Source organism: Streptomyces sp. NPDC043952 (assembly GCF_056435325.1).
Window position 1 is genome coordinate 19,378 of record NZ_JBWKES010000015.1, and the last position, 18,676, is coordinate 38,053.

21 protein-coding genes and 1 pseudogene are annotated in these 18,676 nt (G+C 72.9%); 12 read left to right on the forward strand and 10 right to left on the reverse strand.

Annotated features, from left to right (window positions below):
- Nucleotides 1-5: 5 nt before the first annotated feature.
- Entirely contained in the window at nucleotides 6-872 is an 867-nt protein-coding gene (locus tag AC069R_RS18760; protein ID WP_478767919.1) for an MHYT domain-containing protein, read from the reverse strand.
- A 318-nt stretch (nucleotides 873-1,190) separates the two neighbouring features.
- Between AC069R_RS18760 and AC069R_RS18765 the strand changes: the two genes are divergently transcribed.
- The 4 genes from AC069R_RS18765 to AC069R_RS18780 all read left to right on the forward strand — a co-directional run bounded on the left by AC069R_RS18765 (nucleotide 1,191) and on the right by AC069R_RS18780 (nucleotide 4,783).
- Nucleotides 1,191-2,066, forward strand: coding sequence for a glycerophosphodiester phosphodiesterase (locus AC069R_RS18765; protein ID WP_478767920.1), 876 nt, complete (start codon nucleotides 1,191-1,193; stop codon nucleotides 2,064-2,066).
- A gap of 163 nt (nucleotides 2,067-2,229) precedes the next feature.
- A complete protein-coding gene (locus AC069R_RS18770; protein WP_478767921.1) occupies nucleotides 2,230-2,784 on the forward strand; it encodes a methylated-DNA--[protein]-cysteine S-methyltransferase in 555 nt (184 codons plus the stop codon).
- Nucleotides 2,785-2,930: 146 nt separating this feature from the next.
- On the forward strand, nucleotides 2,931-3,839 hold the full coding sequence (locus AC069R_RS18775; protein WP_478767922.1) for a pseudouridine-5'-phosphate glycosidase: 909 nt from the start codon (nucleotides 2,931-2,933) through the stop codon (nucleotides 3,837-3,839).
- Nucleotides 3,824-4,783, forward strand: coding sequence for a carbohydrate kinase family protein (locus AC069R_RS18780; protein ID WP_478767923.1), 960 nt, complete (start codon nucleotides 3,824-3,826; stop codon nucleotides 4,781-4,783). The genes AC069R_RS18775 and AC069R_RS18780 overlap by 16 nt, the downstream gene beginning before the upstream one ends.
- Before the next feature lie 114 nt (nucleotides 4,784-4,897).
- Here the strand turns inward: AC069R_RS18780 and AC069R_RS18785 are convergent, their stop codons facing one another.
- Nucleotides 4,898-5,692, reverse strand: a complete 795-nt coding sequence (locus AC069R_RS18785; RefSeq protein WP_478767925.1) for a methyltransferase domain-containing protein — start codon at nucleotides 5,690-5,692, stop codon at nucleotides 4,898-4,900.
- A gap of 259 nt (nucleotides 5,693-5,951) precedes the next feature.
- Between AC069R_RS18785 and AC069R_RS18790 the strand changes: the two genes are divergently transcribed.
- The gene (locus AC069R_RS18790; protein WP_478767927.1) at nucleotides 5,952-7,079 is read left to right on the forward strand and encodes a magnesium and cobalt transport protein CorA; all 1,128 of its coding nucleotides are present in this window, start codon (nucleotides 5,952-5,954) and stop codon (nucleotides 7,077-7,079) included.
- A 109-nt stretch (nucleotides 7,080-7,188) separates the two neighbouring features.
- Here AC069R_RS18790 and AC069R_RS18795 read toward each other — a convergent pair whose 3' ends face one another.
- A complete protein-coding gene (locus AC069R_RS18795) occupies nucleotides 7,189-7,821 on the reverse strand; it encodes a nucleoside/nucleotide kinase family protein (protein ID WP_478767928.1) in 633 nt (210 codons plus the stop codon).
- Between the two features lie 224 nt (nucleotides 7,822-8,045).
- On the opposite strand from AC069R_RS18795, the gene AC069R_RS18800 reads away from it, so the two are divergent.
- Entirely contained in the window at nucleotides 8,046-8,780 is a 735-nt protein-coding gene (locus AC069R_RS18800) for a DUF2293 domain-containing protein (protein WP_478767929.1), read from the forward strand.
- Nucleotides 8,781-8,949: 169 nt separating this feature from the next.
- Complete coding sequence (locus AC069R_RS18805) at nucleotides 8,950-10,437, forward strand: glutamate synthase subunit beta (protein WP_478767930.1); 1,488 nt, start codon at nucleotides 8,950-8,952, stop codon at nucleotides 10,435-10,437.
- 145 nt (nucleotides 10,438-10,582) lie between these two features.
- On the opposite strand, the gene AC069R_RS18810 is transcribed toward AC069R_RS18805, so the two are convergent.
- The 3 genes from AC069R_RS18810 to AC069R_RS18820 form a co-directional block, all read right to left on the reverse strand.
- The gene (locus tag AC069R_RS18810) at nucleotides 10,583-11,392 is read right to left on the reverse strand and encodes an SAM-dependent methyltransferase (protein WP_478767931.1); all 810 of its coding nucleotides are present in this window, start codon (nucleotides 11,390-11,392) and stop codon (nucleotides 10,583-10,585) included.
- Between the two features lie 102 nt (nucleotides 11,393-11,494).
- Nucleotides 11,495-11,749 carry a DUF397 domain-containing protein gene (locus tag AC069R_RS18815; RefSeq protein WP_397986496.1) on the reverse strand — a complete coding sequence of 85 codons (255 nt, stop codon included), beginning with the start codon at nucleotides 11,747-11,749 and terminating at the stop codon, nucleotides 11,495-11,497.
- Nucleotides 11,750-12,610, reverse strand: coding sequence for a helix-turn-helix domain-containing protein (locus tag AC069R_RS18820; RefSeq protein ID WP_478767933.1), 861 nt, complete (start codon nucleotides 12,608-12,610; stop codon nucleotides 11,750-11,752). It abuts the gene before it with no gap.
- 217 nt (nucleotides 12,611-12,827) lie between these two features.
- Between AC069R_RS18820 and AC069R_RS18825 the strand changes: the two are divergent.
- A pseudogene (locus AC069R_RS18825) lies at nucleotides 12,828-13,427 on the forward strand (ATP-binding protein); the annotation flags it as partial.
- Nucleotides 13,428-13,780: 353 nt separating this feature from the next.
- A complete protein-coding gene (locus AC069R_RS18830; protein WP_478768073.1) occupies nucleotides 13,781-14,173 on the forward strand; it encodes a hypothetical protein in 393 nt (130 codons plus the stop codon).
- A 25-nt stretch (nucleotides 14,174-14,198) separates the two neighbouring features.
- Here the strand turns inward: AC069R_RS18830 and AC069R_RS18835 are convergent, their stop codons facing one another.
- The 3 genes from AC069R_RS18835 to AC069R_RS18845 all read right to left on the reverse strand — a co-directional run bounded on the left by AC069R_RS18835 (nucleotide 14,199) and on the right by AC069R_RS18845 (nucleotide 16,118).
- Nucleotides 14,199-14,375 (reverse strand): hypothetical protein, encoded by a 177-nt coding sequence (locus AC069R_RS18835; RefSeq protein WP_478767934.1) that lies wholly within the window; start codon nucleotides 14,373-14,375, stop codon nucleotides 14,199-14,201.
- Between the two features lie 152 nt (nucleotides 14,376-14,527).
- Nucleotides 14,528-15,172, reverse strand: coding sequence for a DUF899 family protein (locus AC069R_RS18840; protein ID WP_478767935.1), 645 nt, complete (start codon nucleotides 15,170-15,172; stop codon nucleotides 14,528-14,530).
- A gap of 88 nt (nucleotides 15,173-15,260) precedes the next feature.
- A complete protein-coding gene (locus AC069R_RS18845) occupies nucleotides 15,261-16,118 on the reverse strand; it encodes a nucleotidyltransferase domain-containing protein (RefSeq protein ID WP_478767936.1) in 858 nt (285 codons plus the stop codon).
- Nucleotides 16,119-16,262: 144 nt separating this feature from the next.
- Here AC069R_RS18845 and AC069R_RS18850 point away from each other — a divergent pair, with 144 nt between their 5' ends.
- Nucleotides 16,263-16,442, forward strand: a complete 180-nt coding sequence (locus AC069R_RS18850; protein WP_478767938.1) for a hypothetical protein — start codon at nucleotides 16,263-16,265, stop codon at nucleotides 16,440-16,442.
- Nucleotides 16,439-16,891, forward strand: a complete 453-nt coding sequence (locus AC069R_RS18855) for an N-acetyltransferase family protein (protein ID WP_478767939.1) — start codon at nucleotides 16,439-16,441, stop codon at nucleotides 16,889-16,891. The genes AC069R_RS18850 and AC069R_RS18855 overlap by 4 nt, the downstream gene beginning before the upstream one ends.
- Nucleotides 16,892-16,897: 6 nt before the next feature.
- On the opposite strand, the gene AC069R_RS18860 is transcribed toward AC069R_RS18855, so the two are convergent.
- A complete protein-coding gene (locus tag AC069R_RS18860; protein ID WP_478767940.1) occupies nucleotides 16,898-17,599 on the reverse strand; it encodes a uracil-DNA glycosylase in 702 nt (233 codons plus the stop codon).
- 250 nt (nucleotides 17,600-17,849) lie between these two features.
- Here AC069R_RS18860 and AC069R_RS18865 point away from each other — a divergent pair, with 250 nt between their 5' ends.
- Nucleotides 17,850-18,518, forward strand: coding sequence for an RNA-binding S4 domain-containing protein (locus tag AC069R_RS18865; protein ID WP_478767942.1), 669 nt, complete (start codon nucleotides 17,850-17,852; stop codon nucleotides 18,516-18,518).
- Nucleotides 18,519-18,676 lie beyond the last annotated feature (158 nt).

The following is an 18,676-nucleotide window of genomic DNA, read 5'->3' on the forward strand; positions in this document are numbered from 1 at the left end:
CCCGGTCAGCGGTTCTGCGGGGTGCGGGCGCCCTGCCGTACGGGCCCCCTGCCGGGGTGTCGGTGCAGGTGAGGGGCGGTGCGGGGGGCGAGGGCGGTCGCCGGGACACCCGGTGCGGGAAGGGCGGGCGCCTGCTCGGGGCGGCGCAGGACCAGCATCGGGTCGAGGATCACGACGACGCCGGCGAGGACCAGGAGGACGAGGGGGCCGAGCAGCATGGGGACGAGCGCGGACGCGTCCGGCGTGTCGGCGGTGGTCTCGGCGGTGCCGTCGAGGTGGACGCTGAGGGCGGCCATGGCCGTGTAGTGCATGCCGCTGACGGCAAGGCCCATCAGAAGGCTCGCCCCCACGCTGGGCAGCAGACCGCGGGCGCGTCCGGCGGCCCACAGGGCGGCGGTGGCGGCGGCGACCGCTATGGCGACGGACGCGACGACGGTGGGGGTGCTGTAGGCGAAGCTGCCGTGGAAGCGCATCCCGGCCATGCCGAGGTAGTGCATCGAGGCGAGGCCCAGCCCGGTGACGGTGCCGCCGGTGAAGAGGGGCGCCCCGGTGGCGCCCCGGTAGCCGACGATGAAGACACCCACGCCGACCATGACGACGGCGAGCCCGAGGCTGGCGTAGGTGACCGGCTCGTCGTAGTGGACGGGGGCCCCTTCGATGCTGAAGCCCATCATGGCGACGAAGTGCATGGTCCAGGTGCCGCAGCCGAGCGCGGCGGCGCCGAGGGCCAGCCAGGCCGGTCGTCGCGAGTGCCTGACCAGCAGGGACCGGGTGATGCAGCGCAGCCCGAGGGCGCCGCCGAGGCAGGCCATCAGATAGGCCACCAACGGGGTGACCGCCCCGTAGCCGAAACCGTCGACCGTGCCCTGCATCCGCGGCTGCCCTTCGCCCTCATCCGTCCCGGAAACCCCGAAAATGCGCGCCGTACCAGGACCGCGCGGGCGGCCGGGGTGTCGCTGAGAGTATGACTGCCACCGGAATGGTCGAACGACTTTCCGACAAAGAAACACGGGCTTGCCCCACTTGTGAGCCACCGGTGAGCGCCAGGCGGCGTCTTACCGGCATATGTGACCTTCGTGCGGCCGCGTCCCGTTGCCGCTCTGCTGTCACTCTGGTGCTGTCGGTTGCCGGTCCGTGCCATGGGTCGTCGGTCCGGTGCTGTGGGTTTCCGTTCGACGCGAGGAGTAAGCATGCACACGCGCCTGGTCGCCGCGATGGCCGCCGTGGTCCTGGCGGTGTTGTCCGCGGTGGCCCTGGTGAGCCTCACCTCCGACGCCAAGGCGGGCGTCCGGCCGCCCCTGGTGATCGCCCACCGGGGCGCCCCCGCCTACGCTCCCGAGAACACGCTGCCCTCGATCGACGAGGCGGCGCGGCTGGGCTCCACCTGGGTCGAGAACGACGTCCAGCGGACGAAGGACGGCCAACTGGTGGTCATCCACGACGACAGCCTGAAGCGCACCACGAACGCCGAGAAGGTCTTCCCCGGCCGGGCGCCGTGGAAGGTGAAGGACTTCACCGCCGCCGAGATCGCCCGGCTGGACGCGGGAAGCTGGTTCTCCCCCGCCTTCGCGGGCACGCGCGTGCCGACGCTGGAGCAGTACATGCGCCGCGTCGAGCGCAACCACGAGAGCCTGCTCCTGGAGGTCAAGAACCCGGAGCTGTATCCGGGCATCGAGCAGCAGATCCTGAAGGTCCTCGGCAACGAGGGCTGGCTGGACCGCGGCCATCTGAAGCGGCTCGTCGTGCAGAGCTTCAGCGCCGACAGCGTGCGGACCGTGCACGAACTCAAGCCCGCGCTGACCACGGCCTACCTCGGGGCGCCCCCGGTCTCCCAGCTGAAGCAGTACGCGCGCTTCGCCGACCTGATCAATCCGTCGTACGGGTCACTCACCAAGTCGTACGTGTCGGCGGTGCACGGCGTCCGCGGGCCGCACGGCCGGCCGCTCGGGGTGTACGCCTGGACGGTGGACGACAAGGTCACCGCCCGCAAGGTCGCCGGGTACGGCGTCGACGGGATCATCAGCAGCAAGGCGGACGTGGTGCGGGCGGCGCTGGACCCGAAGTGAGCCGGGCCCCGGACGGGGGCACGTGGGCGGGATGCCGGTGCGGGGCCGCGCGGCGGGCGCGGGCGTTGCGGGGCAGGCGGGCCGGATCGGCGGGCGCGGGGGTTCCGGGGCGGGCCGAGCCGGGGTGGCGGGCGTTGTCAGTGGCGGGTCGTACCGTGGGCGCATGGACAGCCATGGGCAGGACGAGCAGCGGGTGGTGTGGACCGTCGTCGAGACCGACATCGGCCCGCTGATGCTGGCGGCGACCAGGAACGGACTGGTCAACGTGGTCTTCCACGCCACCGACGCGGTGCGCGAGCGGACGCTGGAGCGGCTGGCGGCGCGGTTCGGCAGCGCGCCCGTGGCGGATCCGCAGGCGCCGGTGCTGGCCGAGGCGATACGTCAGCTGCGGGCCTACTTCGCGGGTGAGCGGCAGGACTTCGAGCTGCCGCTGGACTGGTCGCTGATCTCCGGGTTCAACCGGCAGGTGCTGCGGGAGCTGGCGGCCGGGGTGCCGTACGGCAGCGTGGTGGGGTACGGCGATCTCGCCGGCCGGGTCGGGCAGCCCGGCGGGGCGCAGGCGGTGGGCGCGGCGATGGGCGCCAATCCGCTGCCGGTGGTCGTGCCGTGCCACCGGGTGGTCGAGCGCGACGGCGGAATCGGGGGGTTCGGAGGCGGGCTGGAGACCAAGCGGCAGTTGCTCGCCCTGGAAGGGGTGCTGCCCGAGCCGCTGTTCTGAGCGGGCGCCCGCCGGATCCGGCCAGGGCCGGTCGCCGTTCGGCCAGGTGTGGCCGCTTCGGGTGCGCCGCCGGGCCCTTGGGTGTTTAGCCGTGGCCGGCGCCCGCCAGGGATAGCGGCAGGGACCGGCGGACAGGAGGCGGGCACATGGTGCTGGTGGTGTCGGAAGAGGTCCGGGAGGCGATCGAGGCACGGCGGCCGGTGGTGGCCCTGGAGTCCACGATCATCGCCCATGGTCTGCCCCGCCCGCGCAATCTGCGGGTGGCACTGGAGCTGGAGCACGCGGTACGCGCCGAGGGCGCGGTGCCGGCGACCGTCGCCGTGCTCGACGGGCGCCCGCTGATCGGTCTGGACAAGGCACAGCTGGAGCGGGTCGCCCAGGACGGCGGCATCCGCAAGCTGGGCCATCGCGATCTGCCGTTCTCCGTGGCGGCGCGGGCGAGCGGGGCGACCACCGTGTCGGCGACCGCGCGGCTGGCCGCGCTGGCGGGCATCCGGGTCTTCGCCACCGGTGGGCTCGGCGGGGTGCACCGGGAGTGGACGGTGACGCAGGACGAGTCGGCCGACCTGGGGCTGCTGGCGCGGACCGGGATCACGGTGGTGTGCGCGGGCGTGAAGTCGATCCTGGACGTGCCCGCGACCCTGCAACGGCTGGAGACGCTGGGCGTGCCCGTCGCCGGATTCGGCACGGACCGGTTCCCCGGCTTCTACCTCTCCGACTCGGGGTATCCGGTCGACTGGACGCTGAACGGCCCCGAGGAGGTCGCACAGGTGATGCGGTCCCAGGACGCGCTGGGCGGGGCGGAGTCCGCGCTGATCGTCGCCAATCCGGTACCGGAGGCGGAGCAGCTCGATCCCGAGCTGCACGCGCGTGTGCTCGACGAGGCGCTCGCCGCCTGTGCGGAGCAGGGCGTCACCGGTCAGGCGGTGACGCCGTTCCTCCTCGACTACCTCGTGCGGCACACGGACGGTGCGTCGCTGCGCGCCAACCTGGCGGCGGTGCGCGGCAATGTGCGGCTGGGGGCGCGGATCGCCACGGCGTGGGCGCGGGGGTGACCGGGGGCCGTACGGGAGCGCTCCTGGTCGTCGGGGACGTCGTCACGGACGTGGTCGCCCGGCACCGGGGGCCGCTCGCGACCGGCACGGACACCGCCGCGGTGATCCGGACGGTGCCGGGTGGCGCGGGTGCCAACGTGGCCTGCTGGGCGGCTCACTCGGGCTGTGCGGACGTACGGCTGCTCGGCCGGGTGGGCGCGGACGCGGCGGAGTGGCACGAGCGGGAGCTGGTCGCGGCCGGGGTACGGCCGCTGCTGGTGACCGACCCGCAGGCGGCGACCGGGACGGTGGTGTGCCTGGTCGACGCGGGCGCGGCGGCCGAACGTACGTTCCTGACGGACAGCGGGGCGTCGTTGCGGCTGGAGCCCGCGGACTGGTCGGACGCGTTGCTCGACGGGGTCGGCTGGCTGCACTTGTCGGGTTATCTACTCTTCACGGAGTCGAGCCGGGCGCTCGCGCGGACCGCGCTCGATGCCGCACGCGCGCGGGGCGTGCCGGTCAGCATGGATCCGGCGTCGGCCGGCTTCCTGCTGGAGCTGGGGGCCGACCGGTTCCTCGCCTTCGCCAAGGGGCTGGACGCGCTGCTGCCCAGCCGCGACGAGGCCTGCCTGCTGACGGGGCTGACGGAACCGGCCGACGCGGCGGCGGAGTTGAGCCGTGTCGTCCCGCTGGTGGTGGTCACGGCGGGGGCGGACGGGGCGCTGGTCGCCCGCTCCGGGGGCGCGCCGGTGCGCGTCCCGGCCGTACCGGCGAGCGCGCGGGACACCACGGGCGCCGGTGACGCCTTCACCGGCGCCTTCCTCGCCGCCCTCCTCGCGGGCGCGGACCCGACGGAGGCGGCGGCGCGGGGGTGCCGGGCGGGCGCGCGGGCGGTGGCCCGGATCGGCGGCAGACCACCACGTCCGGGGCGGGTGGCCGGGGAGGGCGTGGCGCGGAGCGGCTGAGGGGCGGGGTGGCCGACAGAACCGTCGGGCGAGGCGGTTGCGCCGGTGCCGGTCGAGCCGGGTACGGGCGGGTTGGCCGCGCGCGAGATGCCGCGCGCCGCGTCGAGGGACGGGCTACGCCTTGCGGCCCCACGCCGAGATCATCGGTGCCGTGGTCAGGTCCATGTCACCGGTCTCGACGTTGGCGAGGTGCTGGTCGATCTCCTCGTCGGTGGCCAGGCCCGCGTCGAGGAGGCGGCCGCGGATCTGGCGGACCGTCGCGGCTTCCAGGGCGGTGCAGGCGGGCGAGGTCATGGGGAAGAAGCCGTCGGTCTCGACGCCGCGCAGTCCGGCCTCCCGGAGCAGGCGCGGCAGTCGGCGGCCGTAGGAGAGGTCGGCGCCCCGTTCGGCGAGCAGGCTGCGGAAGCCCTGGCGGAGCCGGTTGGCGAGCCGCTGCTCGGGGCCGTGCTCGTCGGGGCAGGTGAGCGGCTGGAGGGCGGGGTCTGCGTCCTCGATCAGCAGTCGGCCGCCGGGCTTCAGCACCTGGATCATGGACCTCAACGCGCGTGCGCGGTCCGGGACATGGACGAGGACGAGCCGGGCGTGGACCAGATCGAATCCCTCCCCCGGCGGCTCCTCGGCGCCCACGTCGTGGGTGCGGATCTCCACCGGCGGGTGGTCCACGGGGGCCAGCCGCGAGGTGTCGATGTCGGTGGCGACGACCGCGCCGTCCGGTCCCACCTTCCGTGCGAGCCACGACACCACGGAGGTGCCGCCGGCCCCGACCTCCCAGCAGCGCCAGCCCGGCTCGATACCGAGGGCCTCGATGTGCCGGAAGGTCGTGGGGTCGAACAGGGTGGCGAACGCGTCGAAGCGCTCCCCCGCCTCGCGCTGCTGGTTGTCCAGGAGATATCCGTCGGATGCTGTCATGTCGCGCATCATCGCAGGTGACTGGCGGGTCCGGGCGGTCGGCACCGCTGGGACGAGGGGCCGGCTCCGCGGGGGCGGGCGGCTGGCGTCGCAGGGGTGGACGGCCGGCTCCGCGGAGGCGGGCGGGGGTTTTCCACAGGCGGGAACAAAGCGGAACTCCGTGTTCCCACAGGCTTGCCCGCTCTTTGCCCGGGACTGGCACACTTTCGAGCCAGGGCGCGAAAGCGTCGCAGGGGGAGATCCACACGAGGAGACCCGGATGTCCATGGCAGGGAATCTGCGGAAGGTCACGAAGCTGGGCACGGCCGGCGGCCTGCGCAAGGTCGCTCAGCTGACCCGGCGGCGGCCGCGCGTGGACCTGAGCCATCCCGCCCGCTCACCGCTGGGCTCCTCCGTGGTCAACTGCGTGACGTACCAGGACGGCATACGGGTACCGCAGTGCACCGATCTGCTGGAAGCCGTGCGGATGGTCCGCAAGACCGGCGAGGGCTTCGTCTGGCTGGGGTTGCACGAGCCGACGGACCGCGAGTTCGCGGGCGTCGCCGAGCTGTTCGACCTGCATCCGCTGGCGGTGGAGGACGCGGTCGAGGCTCATCAGCGGCCGAAGCTTGAGCAGTACGGCAACACCCTGTTCGCGGTGTTCAAGACCGTCTGCTACGTGGAGCACGAACGGCTGACCGCGACCAGCGAGGTGGTGAACACCGGCGAGATCATGGCCTTCGTCGGCGAGGACTTCGTCATCACGGTGCGGCACGGCCGGCACGGCTCGCTCGGGCCGCTGCGCGAGGAGCTGGAGGCACACCCGCACCAGCTCTCCAAGGGGCCGGCGGCGGTGCTGCACGCACTGGCGGACCATGTGGTCGACGGCTATCTCAGTGTGACGGACGCGGTGCAGGCCGACATCGACCAGGTGGAGACGGAGGTGTTCTCGGAAGGGGGTGCGCGGCTCGATCCGGGGCGCATCTACCAGATGAAGCGTGAACTGCTGGAGCTGAAGCGGGCGGTGATGCCGCTGGCCCGACCCGTGGAGGACCTGGCCACCCGGCCGCTGCGGGTGGTCGCCCCCGGCATACAGGCGTACTTCCGGGATGTGCTCGACCACCTGACCCGCGCCACGGAGCAGATAGCCGCCTTCGACGAACTGCTCAACTCCATCCTCCAGGCGCACCTCGCGCAGGTGACGGTCGCGCAGAACGAGGACATGCGGAAGATCACGGCATGGGCGGCCGTGATCGCCGTACCGACCATGGTGTGCGGGTTGTACGGCATGAACTTCGACCACATGCCGGAGCTGCACTGGCGGTTCGGCTATCCGCTGGCCATGGGGGTGATGGCCGCGGCGTGCCTGGCGCTGTACCGGGGGTTCCGCCGCAACGGCTGGCTCTGAGCCGCGACGACCGCCCTGACCGGCGGCATACCGGGCGGCGGGCGGGTGCCGACGATCCGGCACGGGCCATGCGGGGACGCGGCCGTTCCGGTGGGGCGGTCGGCGGAGGTCAGCCGCGCCAGGCGGGGTGGCGTGGATCGTCGGCGCGGACGAGGACGTCCGCCGTGGTGGCCGGGTCGGTCTCCGCCTCGTAGCGCGCGAAGGCGGGGAGCGTCCAGTGATCGGTTTCGGGAGTACGGCGGCGCAGAGCGGCCGGGGACAGGAGGACGTGGACGGTCAGGTCGAACGGGAACCAGTGGCGCAGCAGAAGGGGGCCGTGGAGCAGCAGGACGCCACCGGGCGGGAGTTGGATGTACGGGCTGCGGGTGGCGCGGTCGGTGGCCGGGTCCCACAGGTCGGGCAGGACGCGCCCGCTGCCGCCGGGGTCGAGCGGGCCGAACACCTCGCGCCACAGGGCGCCGGTGTCGTACCAGCCGCCGTAGTACGACTCCGCGTCGCGCCGTCCGTGCTCCAGGCGCAGTGAGGCGGGGCGCAGAAAGCCCTCCGCTCCGACCACCAGCGAGGGCCGGCCGCACACCCGGAGCGCCTCACCGACCCGCTCGGCCAGGTCTCCGGGGCGGGCGGCCGGGGCCCCGTCGAAGGCGACGCGCAGCCACGCGCCACCGTCGGCCGGCACCGACCCGGCAAGCCGGTCGGCGAGCAGTCCGGCGAGCCGTTCCCAGGTGATCGCTTCGAGTCGCACAGGGCCATGATGCCGGGTGCGGGAAGGGGGTGGGCGGGGGCGAGGGGGCCCTGTGCCGTGGAACGGATTACTGAGGACCAGGTTGAACGGCTGGTCCGTTTCGTACCGGAACGCATCCCCGACACGGCTTCGCTTCAAGGTGAAGCCCGCCGCACGGCGACAGCCACGCAGACCGAGCGGGTGAGGAGGAAAGCCGGCGCACCGAAACGGGGGAAGAAACAAGCATGGAAACCCCTTCAACTCCCCGTCCCTCGCACGGGATTGTCGTCATTCAGCCCATCAAGCACCAGCGCTGTTCCGCCTGTCGGCGTGGGCCGCTGTCGCTACTGGTGCTGGAGGACGGTGCCCCTCACTGCCTGGGCTGCGCGGATCTCGGGCACCTGGTTCTGCTGCCGCGCGGTGACACGGCTCTCACTCGCAGGTCGCGGGAGGAGAGCGCGTTGTCGGCGGTGGTGGTGCGGTTCAACCGGCGCAAGGGCCGTTACGAGCGGCAGGGTGTGCTCGTGGAGGGGGCGGCGCTGGCGCGGGCCGAGGAGCGGTGCCTGGCGGACGCGGAGGCCCGGCGCCGGCGGCGGGCGCGGGACGCGCGGCGCAGGGGGGTGGAGGACGAGCGGTTCGCGGCGGCGTTCGCGGCGGAGATACTCCGGCTGTTTCCGGCCTGCCCGGTGGAGCGGGCGCGGGCGATCGCGGCGCATGCCTCCGTGCGGGGCAGCGGACGGGTGGGGCGCAGTGCGGCAGGGCGGGCGCTGTCCGAGGGTGCGGTGATCTCGGCGGTCGTGGCGGGCGTACGGCATGTGGACACGCCGTACGACCAGCTGCTGATGAGCGGGGTGGCACGGTATGAGGCCCGGCGCCGGATCGCCCCCGTCGTGGAGGGAGTGCTGCGGGCGTGGCAGGGGGGGCGGGGAAGCGGGCGTGGGCTGAGGGCACCGGAAGGCACCCTCGGCTACAGACGGTGACCCCGGCCAGGGAGTGCGATACCCACCGGCCCCGTCCCCACCCCGTCGGCCGCCCTGCGCCGCCCTCCCCGCAGTCGTATCGTGGCCGGAAGAGTGCCGATATGTGCCGTCCGGTGGCGTTTGGCCGGTCGGGCGGCCGGTGCGGGGTGCCCAGGCGAGGAAGATGATCATGGCCGATCCCAAGGGGTTCATGACCACGCCACGTCAGGAGTGGGCGCGGCGGCCCGTCGGGGAGCGGGTGCGGGACTGGGACGAGGTGTATGTGCCGGGGGCGCTGCTGCCGATCATCAGCAAGCAGGCGGACCGGTGCATGGACTGCGGGGTCCCCTTCTGCCATGACGCCTGTCCGCTGGGCAATCTCATCCCCGAGTGGAACGATCTGGTGGCCCGCGAGGACTGGCGGGCGGCCAGCGACCGGCTGCACGCGACGAACAACTTCCCCGAGTTCACCGGGCGGTTGTGTCCGGCGCCCTGTGAGGCGGGGTGTGTGCTGGCGATCAACCAGCCGGCCGTCACCATCAAGAACGTCGAGTGCGCGATCGCCGACCGGGCCTGGGAAGAGGGGTTCGTGCCGGCACGGCCGCCGGAGCGGCTGTCGGGGAAGACGGTCGCCGTCATCGGCTCCGGGCCCACCGGGCTCGCGGCCGCGCAGCAGTTGACGCGGGCCGGGCACACGGTCGCGGTGTACGAGAGGGACGACCGGATCGGTGGGCTGATGCGGTACGGCATCCCCTCGTTCAAGATGGAGAAGCGGCATCTGGAGCGGCGCCTGGAGCAGATGCGGGCGGAGGGGACGAGGTTTCGCACCTCGGTGTCGGTGGGCCGGGACGTCGACGCGGCGGAGCTGCGGACGCGGTACGACGCGGTGGTGCTCGCGACGGGCGCCACGGCGTGGCGGGAACTTCCGGTGCCGGGTCGGGAGTTGGAGGGGATACATCAGGCGATGCGGTATCTGCCGCTTTCCAACCGGGTGGGCGAGGGGGATCTGGAGGTTTCGCCGTTGTCGGCGGCGGGGCGGCATGTGGTGATCGTCGGCGGCGGGGACACCGGGGCGGACTGTCTGGGCACGGCGGTGCGGGAGGGTGCCGCGTCGGTGACCCAGCTGGACATCTACGCGCAGCCGGGGGCGGAGCGCGACGAGTACGCGGAGCCGTGGCCGACGTATCCGAAGGTCTACCGGTTGTCGCCCGCGCACGAGGAGGCGGCGGAGCTGCGGACGGCGCCTGCGGCGGACGCGGACGCGCGGTTGTTCGCGGCGTCGACGCTGCGTTTCACCGGGGACGAGGGCGGGCATGTGCGGGCGCTCGAACTGGTGGAGGTGGACGAGCGGCGACAGCCGGTGCCGGGGACCGAGCGGACGATCCCGGCGGATCTGGTGCTGCTCGCGCTGGGGTTCTCGGGGCCGGACCGGGAGGACGGGCTGGTCGAGCAGTTGGGGCTGGCGCTCGACGCGCGGGGCACGATCGCCCGTGACGTCGGTTTCGCCACCAACGTTCCGGGGGTGTTCGCGGCCGGGGACGCGGCGCGCGGGCAGTCGTTGATCGTGTGGGCGATCGCGGAGGGGCGGGCGGTGGCGGCGGCCGTCGACCGTTATCTGACGGGCAGTTCGCAGCTGCCCGCACCGATCTCGCCCGGAGACAAGCCGATGCGGGTCTGAGCCGGGGGGGACGGCGGCACGCCCCCCGGACGCCCGCCGCCCCCGCCGCACTCACCGATCAGGGCTTACGCCCCCCGCCTGCGCCCCCGGCTCGCACACCCTCGCTTACGGCTCCCCGCTCACGCCCCCCGATTACGGCTCCCGCTTACGGCTTACGAGCCACCGCACCGTATCCGGGAATCACCCCGTCGTCCTGACCCGGCACCGGCTCGCCGAGCTCCGGGTGCCACTTGTGGACGATCTCGACGCCGGGCTCGACGAGTTCGAGGCCGTCGAAGAAGCGGGTGAACTCCGCGCGGGAGCGCAGGGCGATGGTGATGCCGGCGCTCTTGAGCTTGTCGGTGGCGGTGGCGGACTCCTCCGGGGTGAAGTCGGAGGTGGCGTGGGTCATCATCAGGTAGCTGCCGGAGGGCAGTTCGGACAGCAGCCGGCGGACGAGTTCGTGCGCGCCGTCCGCGTCCGTGATGAAGTGCAGCAGGGCGATCAGCGAGAGGGCGACCGGCTGCTTCAGGTCGAGGACCTCGCGGGCGCCGGCGATGATCGCGTCCGGGTCGCGCACATCGGCCTGGAGGTACTCGGTGGCACCCTGGGGCGTGCTGCGCAGCAGGGCGGCCGCGTGGGCGAGCACGATCGGGTCGTTGTCGCAGTAGACGACGCGGGCGTCGGGCGCGACCTCCTGGGCGACCTGGTGCAGGTTCGGCTCGGTCGGTATGCCGGTGCCGATGTCCAGGAACTGCCGTACGCCCTGCTGGGCCAGCCACCTCGTGGCGCGGTGCATGAAGGCGCGGTTGACCCGTGCCATGACCGGCACGCGGGGTTCGAGCGCCAGCATCTGGCGGCCCATTTCCTCGTCGACGGGGTAGTTGTCCTTGCCCCCGAGGTACCAGTCGTACATCCGTGCGGGATGCGGCTTGCTGGTGTCGATCTCGATGGCCGTCGGGTCCTGCCCGCTCATGCGGCACTCCGTAAGCGTCTGTGGTGATGGTCAGTTGAGTCTGTTGGTCAAGCCTGTTGTCAAGAGCAGAAGTCGAGCAAGTAACAACACAAGCGACACGTGTCAGGAAAGCAGGAAGTCGGCCTCCCCCGCCTTGGCTCCCTCTATGAAGGCGGTCATCTCGTCCGTGGTGTAGATCAGGGCCGGTCCGTCGGGATCGGTGGACTGGCGTACGGCGATACGGCCGTCGGCCAGTTTCATCGCCTCCAGGCAGTTGCCGCCGTTGCCGCCGCTCCAGGGCTTGTGCCAGCCCTCGCTGCCCAGCTCCCGTGCGGGCATGCCGTTGTAGACGCGGGAACGCGGCTCGATGCGTTTCATTCACAGCTCCTTGCAGAGATCCTGAAGGATCTCTTTCGTGCGTTGCGCCGTGGCGGCCTGCGCCGCCATGCGGTCCATGACCTCGAGGTGGGTCGCCACCTCGGCGCGCGCGTCGAGGTAGACCGCGCCGGTCAGGTACTCGCTGTAGACCATGTCCGGCAGTTCTGACATGGCGAATCGGAACAGCACGAAGGGCCCGTACGTCCCCGGATGCGGGCCGTTCTCGAACGGGACGACCTGGAGCGTCACGTTCGGCAGGCTCGCGGCCTCGATGAGCCGTTCGAACTGGGCGCGCATCACCTCGGGGCCGCCGACCGGGCGGCGCAGGGCGGTCTCGTCCATCACGGCCCAGAACCGGGGCGCGTCGGGGCGCCGGAGGAGTTCCTGGCGGCGCATGCGCAGCGCGACATGGCGCTCGATGTCGTCCGGGCTGGTCTGGCCGATCGCCCCGGATCTGAGCACTCCGCGCGCGTAGTCCTCGGTCTGGAGCAGTCCGGGGACGAAGTGCGGCTCGTAGGAGCGGATGAGGCTCGCGGCGCCCTCCAGGCTGACGTACATGGAGAACCAGCCCGGCAGGATGTCGTGGAATCGCTGCCACCAGCCGGGGCGGTTGGCCTCCTCGGCCAGCTGGACGAAGGCCTCGGCCTCCTCGTCGGGGACGCCGTAGGCCTTCAGCAGCAACTGGAGGTACGGAATCTTGAGGGCGACCTCGGCCATCTCCATACGGCGGACGGTCGCGGGGGCGACGCGCAGTACCCGCGCGGCGTCCTCACGCTTCAGTCCGGCGCGTTCCCGCAGGTCCAGCAGGCGCCGCCCGAGGACCACCTGACCCACCGTCGGCGCGGACCGCGGTTCGCTCACGCTCCCACCTCCACCGAAAGCCTTCTCCCGAAGGAACCCTGACAGCCCTGCGGCGCCGTTCGAAGACTCACTCGGAGATCGGGTCGGACCCCCGATGGACCCAATTGGCGCCGCTCGACGTGCTGTTGCGAGCAGTGTGCCACGGCGCCTGACCGAGTCACAGCGCACTCTGCATTTTTCAGAGTGACCCTTGCCAAGTGTCCGCGGCGGGGCGATAGTGGCAGGCGTGATTCCGTCCGCGCCTTTAGGAACAGAAGCCGCCGGGGACCGTCCCGGTCACGGCGCCGCGACGGCTGCGGCCCCTCGGGGTGGCGCCGCCGTCGAACGCCGGTTCCGCTTCGAGCTGGCCGCGCATCCGGGTTCCGTCGCCCGGGCCCGGCGCCTGGCGCAGGCCCGGCTGACCGGCTGGTCGGTGTGCGCGGACACCTGTCACAGCGCGGCTCTGGTCATATCGGAGCTGGTCACCAACGCGATCGTGCACACCGCCAGTGAGCGGGTCGTGTGCGAGTTGCATGACCGGGACGGCCTGGTGCGCATCGCCGTACGCGACGAGGGCTGCGCCCCCGGCGAGCCCCACCCGTCCCCGCAGCGCCCCGACGAGGAGCACGGGAGGGGGTTGCTCCTCGTCGAGGCGCTGTGCCGGTCCTGGGGCGCGCAGGAGCACGGCTCCGGACTGCTGGTCTGGGCCGAGCTGACGCGGGACGAGGTGCCTCCGGGTTCCACCGGGCCGCGCGCCGACCTGGGCTGGGGCGCCGCCCGCCCCAAACCGGACCGGCCGGACGGCTCCGACGGCGACGAACAGACCGAGGACCACGGCATGGAGCACCGCAGGGCCCCTGGCACGGACCACGGCTTGGATCACGGTATGGACGGTGAAATGGGTACCGACCGAGTCGGGGACGCGCTGGAACAGCCCGCGCTCCGGGTACCGGCGCAGCATCCTCCGCACGAGGTGTCCGGCCGGCCCCCGCGGCGGACCCCGGACCACCGGTGGCACGGGGCGCAGGAGCGGTACGGCGTGCCGGAGCGCCGTCCGCACCGGTCCCCCGAGCAGCGTCTGCGGGAGCGGCCGTGACCGGCGCGGCGGGCCGGGGGCGGCACGGCGTCCGGGGTTCCGGCAGGCGCCTCGACGTCCGTCTGGAGGCCGCGGGGTCCGAGCGGGCGATCGGGATGGACACCCTGGTACGACTACAGCGCCGCCGCCCCGCCTCGGAGCCGCTCAACCGGCTCCAGGTGCCGGAGGGCATGACGGTGCCGCTCGGCTGCGATGCCGTGGGGGTGCCCGACCGGCTCGGGCCGCTCGTCGTGTCGCGGCTGCCGCGGCTGGGCTGTGTGTACGCCGACGACGCCCACTGGTGGTGGCTCGTCCCCTCGGACTCCGACTACGCCCTGCCATGGCCGGAGCCCGCCCAGTACGCTCCGGGTGCCCTGGTCAGGGGCGCCGCCCGGCTGGTCCACCATCCGGGGGGCACGGCGCCGTACACCCCGCCGATCCCCCTCTACCTGGCGCTGTGCCGGGCGACGGGCACGACCCCGGACTGGTCGCGGACCGTCACCGCGTAAGGTCGTCGTCATCGCCGCGCGCGGCTCACTCGACCGTTTCGCTCCCCCGCACGATCACCAGGAACGTGTCCGTCGCGAGGTCCATGACGACCTCCGCGGGCAGGCCCTCCAGACGCCGCGCGTGCGCGAACTCCTCGGCGGGCCACGATCCGCGCGGGCCGCCGGCGGGAAAGCGTTCGAGCACCGTTCTCCCGTTCACCATCGCGCACCTCCACAAAGCGCCGTCCTGCTTGAATGAACGCTTCGCGGGGGCCGAACGCTTCGCCCGGTGACCCGACTGAGACATGTCTGACACGAATCCGGCACACATCGTGACGATTCGGTCACTTATCGGCACGCAGCCCGCTGTCGGCGTCAGAACTCGTACTCGTCGTGCAGGCGCAGCGCCTCGCTTCCCTCGGGGTGGCGGCCCAGGGCGGTCAGGTCGAGGAGGGCGGTGGTGGTTCCCAGCTCGTCCAGGTCCCCGTCGTACACCGAGTAGGTGTGGAAGACCCGGTCGCGCTCGCGCAGGAAGCAGCTCAGGCCCGGTCGCTCGACCGGTTTCCCGCCGTCCCGCACGGTGGCCCCGAAGTCCTCGTCGAAGTCGCCCGGAGACGAGGAGTACCAGCGCACCGCCCAGCCCATCCGCGCCTTGAACGGCAGGATGCGGGTGAACGGCGCCCGTGAGACGGCCGCGAACGAGGTGTTGCGGGCGCGCAGATGGGCGAGGTGGCCGACCTGGTCCAGGAAGGCGGCGCAGCACGGGCAGCCGGTCGTCCACTCGGGGGCGAACATGAAGTGGTGGACGACGAGTTGGGAGCGCCCCTCGAAGAGGTCGAGGAGGGTGGCCTTGCCGTCACCGCCCTCGAACAGGTACTCCGGGTCGACCTCGACCATGGGCAGCCGCCGCCGCTCGGCGCCGAGGGCCTCGCGCGCCCGTCTGACCGCCTCCTCCCGGCGCCGCAACTCCTCGCGCGCGGCGCGCCATTGCTCGCGCGAGACGATCTCCGGTAGCGACATGGGCCCTCCTGTCCGACGGTCGGTTCGTGGTGGTGACCGGCGGCGGTGGCGGAACTCATCGCCCAGGCGGGGATTTTCTCCGGTGGGTTTACGACGGCGCTGTTCGCCAAGTCGTACTCAGTGCCCCGGCGATGATCTCCTCGGCCCTGGTGACGGCCGTGACCAGAGCGTCGGGGGTGGCCCGCAGCCGGCCCGTCACCTCGTCGAACTCCCGTAGTCCGGCCCGCTCCAGCAGCCGTTTCTCGTTGGTGACCCACTCGCCGCGGGCCGCGAGGACCGCGTGGGCCGCCTGGGCAGCGGCGGCGGCGAGGGCACCCGCGGTCTCGGTGAGGCGGCCGTGGGGCGCGTGGTTGGCCTTGGCGTAGTCCAGGGTCGCGCGGGCGGTGCCGCCCCAGCGCTCGGCGGCGGTACGACGCAGCCGCTCGGGGTAGCCGGCCGGGCGGGGCAGTTCGCCGCGGAGCACCTGGTTGAGGGCGAGCTCGGCGACGATCAGGTAGGTGGGGATGCCGACGAGGTGGAACAGCAGCGGCTCCACCCGGAACCGTCCCTGTTCCGCCTCGGCCAGCTCGTGTTCCACGACGTCCAGGTCGCGGTAGTGCACATCGACGCGGCGTCCGTCGATGGCCAGCCAGGCGCCGCCGTTGAAGACGCCGCCGCCCCAGCCGCCGAGTTCGCCGACCTCGCCGGGCCAGCCGACGGCGCGCAGGCCGGCGGGGTCGAAGGGGCCGCGGTAGTAGACCGCGAGGTCCCAGTCACTGTCCGGGCGGTGGGTGCCCTGGGCGCGGGAGCCGCCGAGGGCCACCGCGCGGACGGTGGGAAGCGCGGCCAGCCGGTCGGCGGTGTTCGAGAGGAAGCCGGAGTCGGGGTCGGGGACGTGGTCGGGTCCGGGGCCGCCGGGGAGGGGGCCGGCTGCTCCGGGACGGGCGTCCGGGTCGGGGTGAGGCATGGGGCCAGTCTGTGTCATGGTCCGCCGGGCGCGCTCGCGGGTTTCCCTCATGTCCTTTGCCGCGCCGGGAAAATGGGGTGCGCGCGCATCCGTCGGAGGCCGATGATCGGGAGATTGTCCGCTGACCGTCGTAGGAGCAACTCCGTGATCCAGCGCGTCACCGTCCCCACCCTTCTTCCACCACCCGCCTGCTCACCCGGTGAGATCGTCGGACCGGGCGATCCGGTGCGCCAGGCCGAGGAGTTCCTGGAGATCACGGCGGTGGTGCCGGACGACTCGGAGGCCAAAGTGCGGGGCCGGGAAAACGAAGGGGTACGACGGTGACCGGTGTCGTCCTCCGGCGGGCGCGGGCCGCCGACGCGCGGGCCGCCGCCGATGTCTGGCTGCGCTCCTTCGCCGCCGCGCTGCCCACGGTCGTCCGGCCGCACACCGACGACGATGTCCGCGACTACTTCCGGGACGTCGTCGTGCCGTTGCGGGAGACCTGGGTGGCGGAGGAGGACGGGGAGCGGATCATCGGGGTGATGGTGCTCGACGGACAGCTGCTGTCCCAGCTGTATCTGGAGCCGGACCGGCGGGGGCTGGGGCTCGGGGACCGGTTCGTCGCGCTGGCCAAGGAGCGCAGCCCGCAGGGGCTGACCCTGTGGACCTTCCAGGTCAACAAGCCCGCCCACCGCTTCTACGAACGCCACGGTTTCCTCGTCGCCGAGTCCACGGACGGCAGCGGAAACGAGGAGCGGGAACCGGATGTGCGGTACGTCTGGCGGCCCTGAAGCGGTTCAGGACACCGGTAGCCCGGCCGTTCGTGCCGCCGTGCCCAGTACCTCGCGCAGCATCGCCGGGGTGAGCTTGCCGGTGAAGGTGTTGCGCTGGCTGACGTGGAAGCAGCCGAACAGGTCCAGGCCGTCGAGCGCGACGCGGGCGCCGTGGGCGAAGGCCGGGCGGGGGCGGGGCACGGTCCAGCCGGCCTCGGTGAACGCGGGCAGCGCCGCCTGCCAGCCGAAGGCCCCGAGCACCACCGCGGCCCGCAGCGTCGGACGCAGCAGCTTCAGCTCCTGGACCAGCCAGGGGCGGCAGGTGTCGCGCTCGCCGGGCGTCGGCTTGTTGGCGGGCGGCGCGCAGTGCACGGGTGAGGTGACCCGGACCCCGTACAGCTCCAGGCCGTCGTCGATGCGGACCGAGGTGGGCCGGCTGGCGAGCCCGAGGTCGTACAGCGCCTGATACAGCACATCGCCGGAGCGGTCGCCGGTGAACATGCGGCCGGTGCGATTGCCGCCGTGTGCGGCCGGGGCCAGGCCGATGATCAGGAGCCGGGCGTCGGCGGGTCCGAAGCCGGGCACCGGGCGGCCCCAGTACGTCCAGTCCGCGAAGGCGGCGCGCTTGGTCCGCGCCACTTCCTCGCGCCACTCCACCAGCCGGGGGCAGGCCCGGCAGCCCGTGACCCGCCGGTCCAGCCGGGCAAGGGGGCTGCTGTCGTCCATAGGATCACCGTATGCCCAGGGCGCCGCCGCCCATGCCGGCGACCGGCCCCGCACCCCGGCCTCCCCGCACCCTCCCTCCGGACGGCACCCTCTCCCGGACTGCAGCCCATCACGGAGACCGGCCCATCCCGGAGACTGGCCCATCCCGGACGGCACCCGCTTCCCGGACGGCGCCCACTCCCCCGTGAGCCTTCGTCCGCCCCCGGAAATTCTGTCCAGGTCGCCCGGCCCGTGGAGTTAGGGTCGGGACATGGCTTTGGAGGATGCGGACGAGAACGTGCACCGGGGCACCGGCGAGCCGGCCGGGGCGGGACCTGCCGCGGGTGCCGAGGACTCCGGCGCCCCGGCCAGCGGGCCGACGGTCCCAGAGGCCCAGCCCACGGTCGCCCCCGAGGCAAAGCCCGCGGAGGACACCGAAGCGAAGCCCGCGCAGGACACCACGGTCGATCCCAAAGTCGCCGCCGCGGTCGCCGCCGCCGAGGCCGCGGGTCCCGGCAGCGGTGGGTCGGTCCGGATCGACAGCTGGATCTGGGCCGTACGGCTGGTCAAGACGCGTTCCCAGGGCGCCGCCGCCTGCCGTGGTGGGCATGTGCATGTGAACGGTGAGCGGGTGAAGCCGGCCTACGCGGTGCGGGTCGGCGACGAGATCCGCCTGCGGAACGAGGGCCGGGAGCGGATCGTGGTCGTCAAGCGCCTCATCCGCAAGCGAGTCGGAGCGCCCGTGGCCGTGCAGTGCTACATCGACAACTCCCCTCCCCCGCCGCCCCGCGAGGCCGTCGCCCCCGTCGGTATCCGCGACCGGGGCGCCGGCCGGCCCACCAAGCGTGACCGCCGGGACTTGGAGCGGCTGCGCGGCCTCCTGCCGCCGGGGTTCAGCAGCGGCATGAGCGGGCGGGAGGGACGACCCCGCGGGCGGTGACGCGGACCGCCCGACGCGCCGGCCCCCGCCCCGGCGTCTGTTTCCCATCCATCGCGCACGCCGGACCACCACGTCCCCCGGCGTCCGCATCGCGCCCACCGAGCCGACCACATCCCCCGGCGTCCGAATCATGCACGCCGGACCCGCCGCATCCCCCG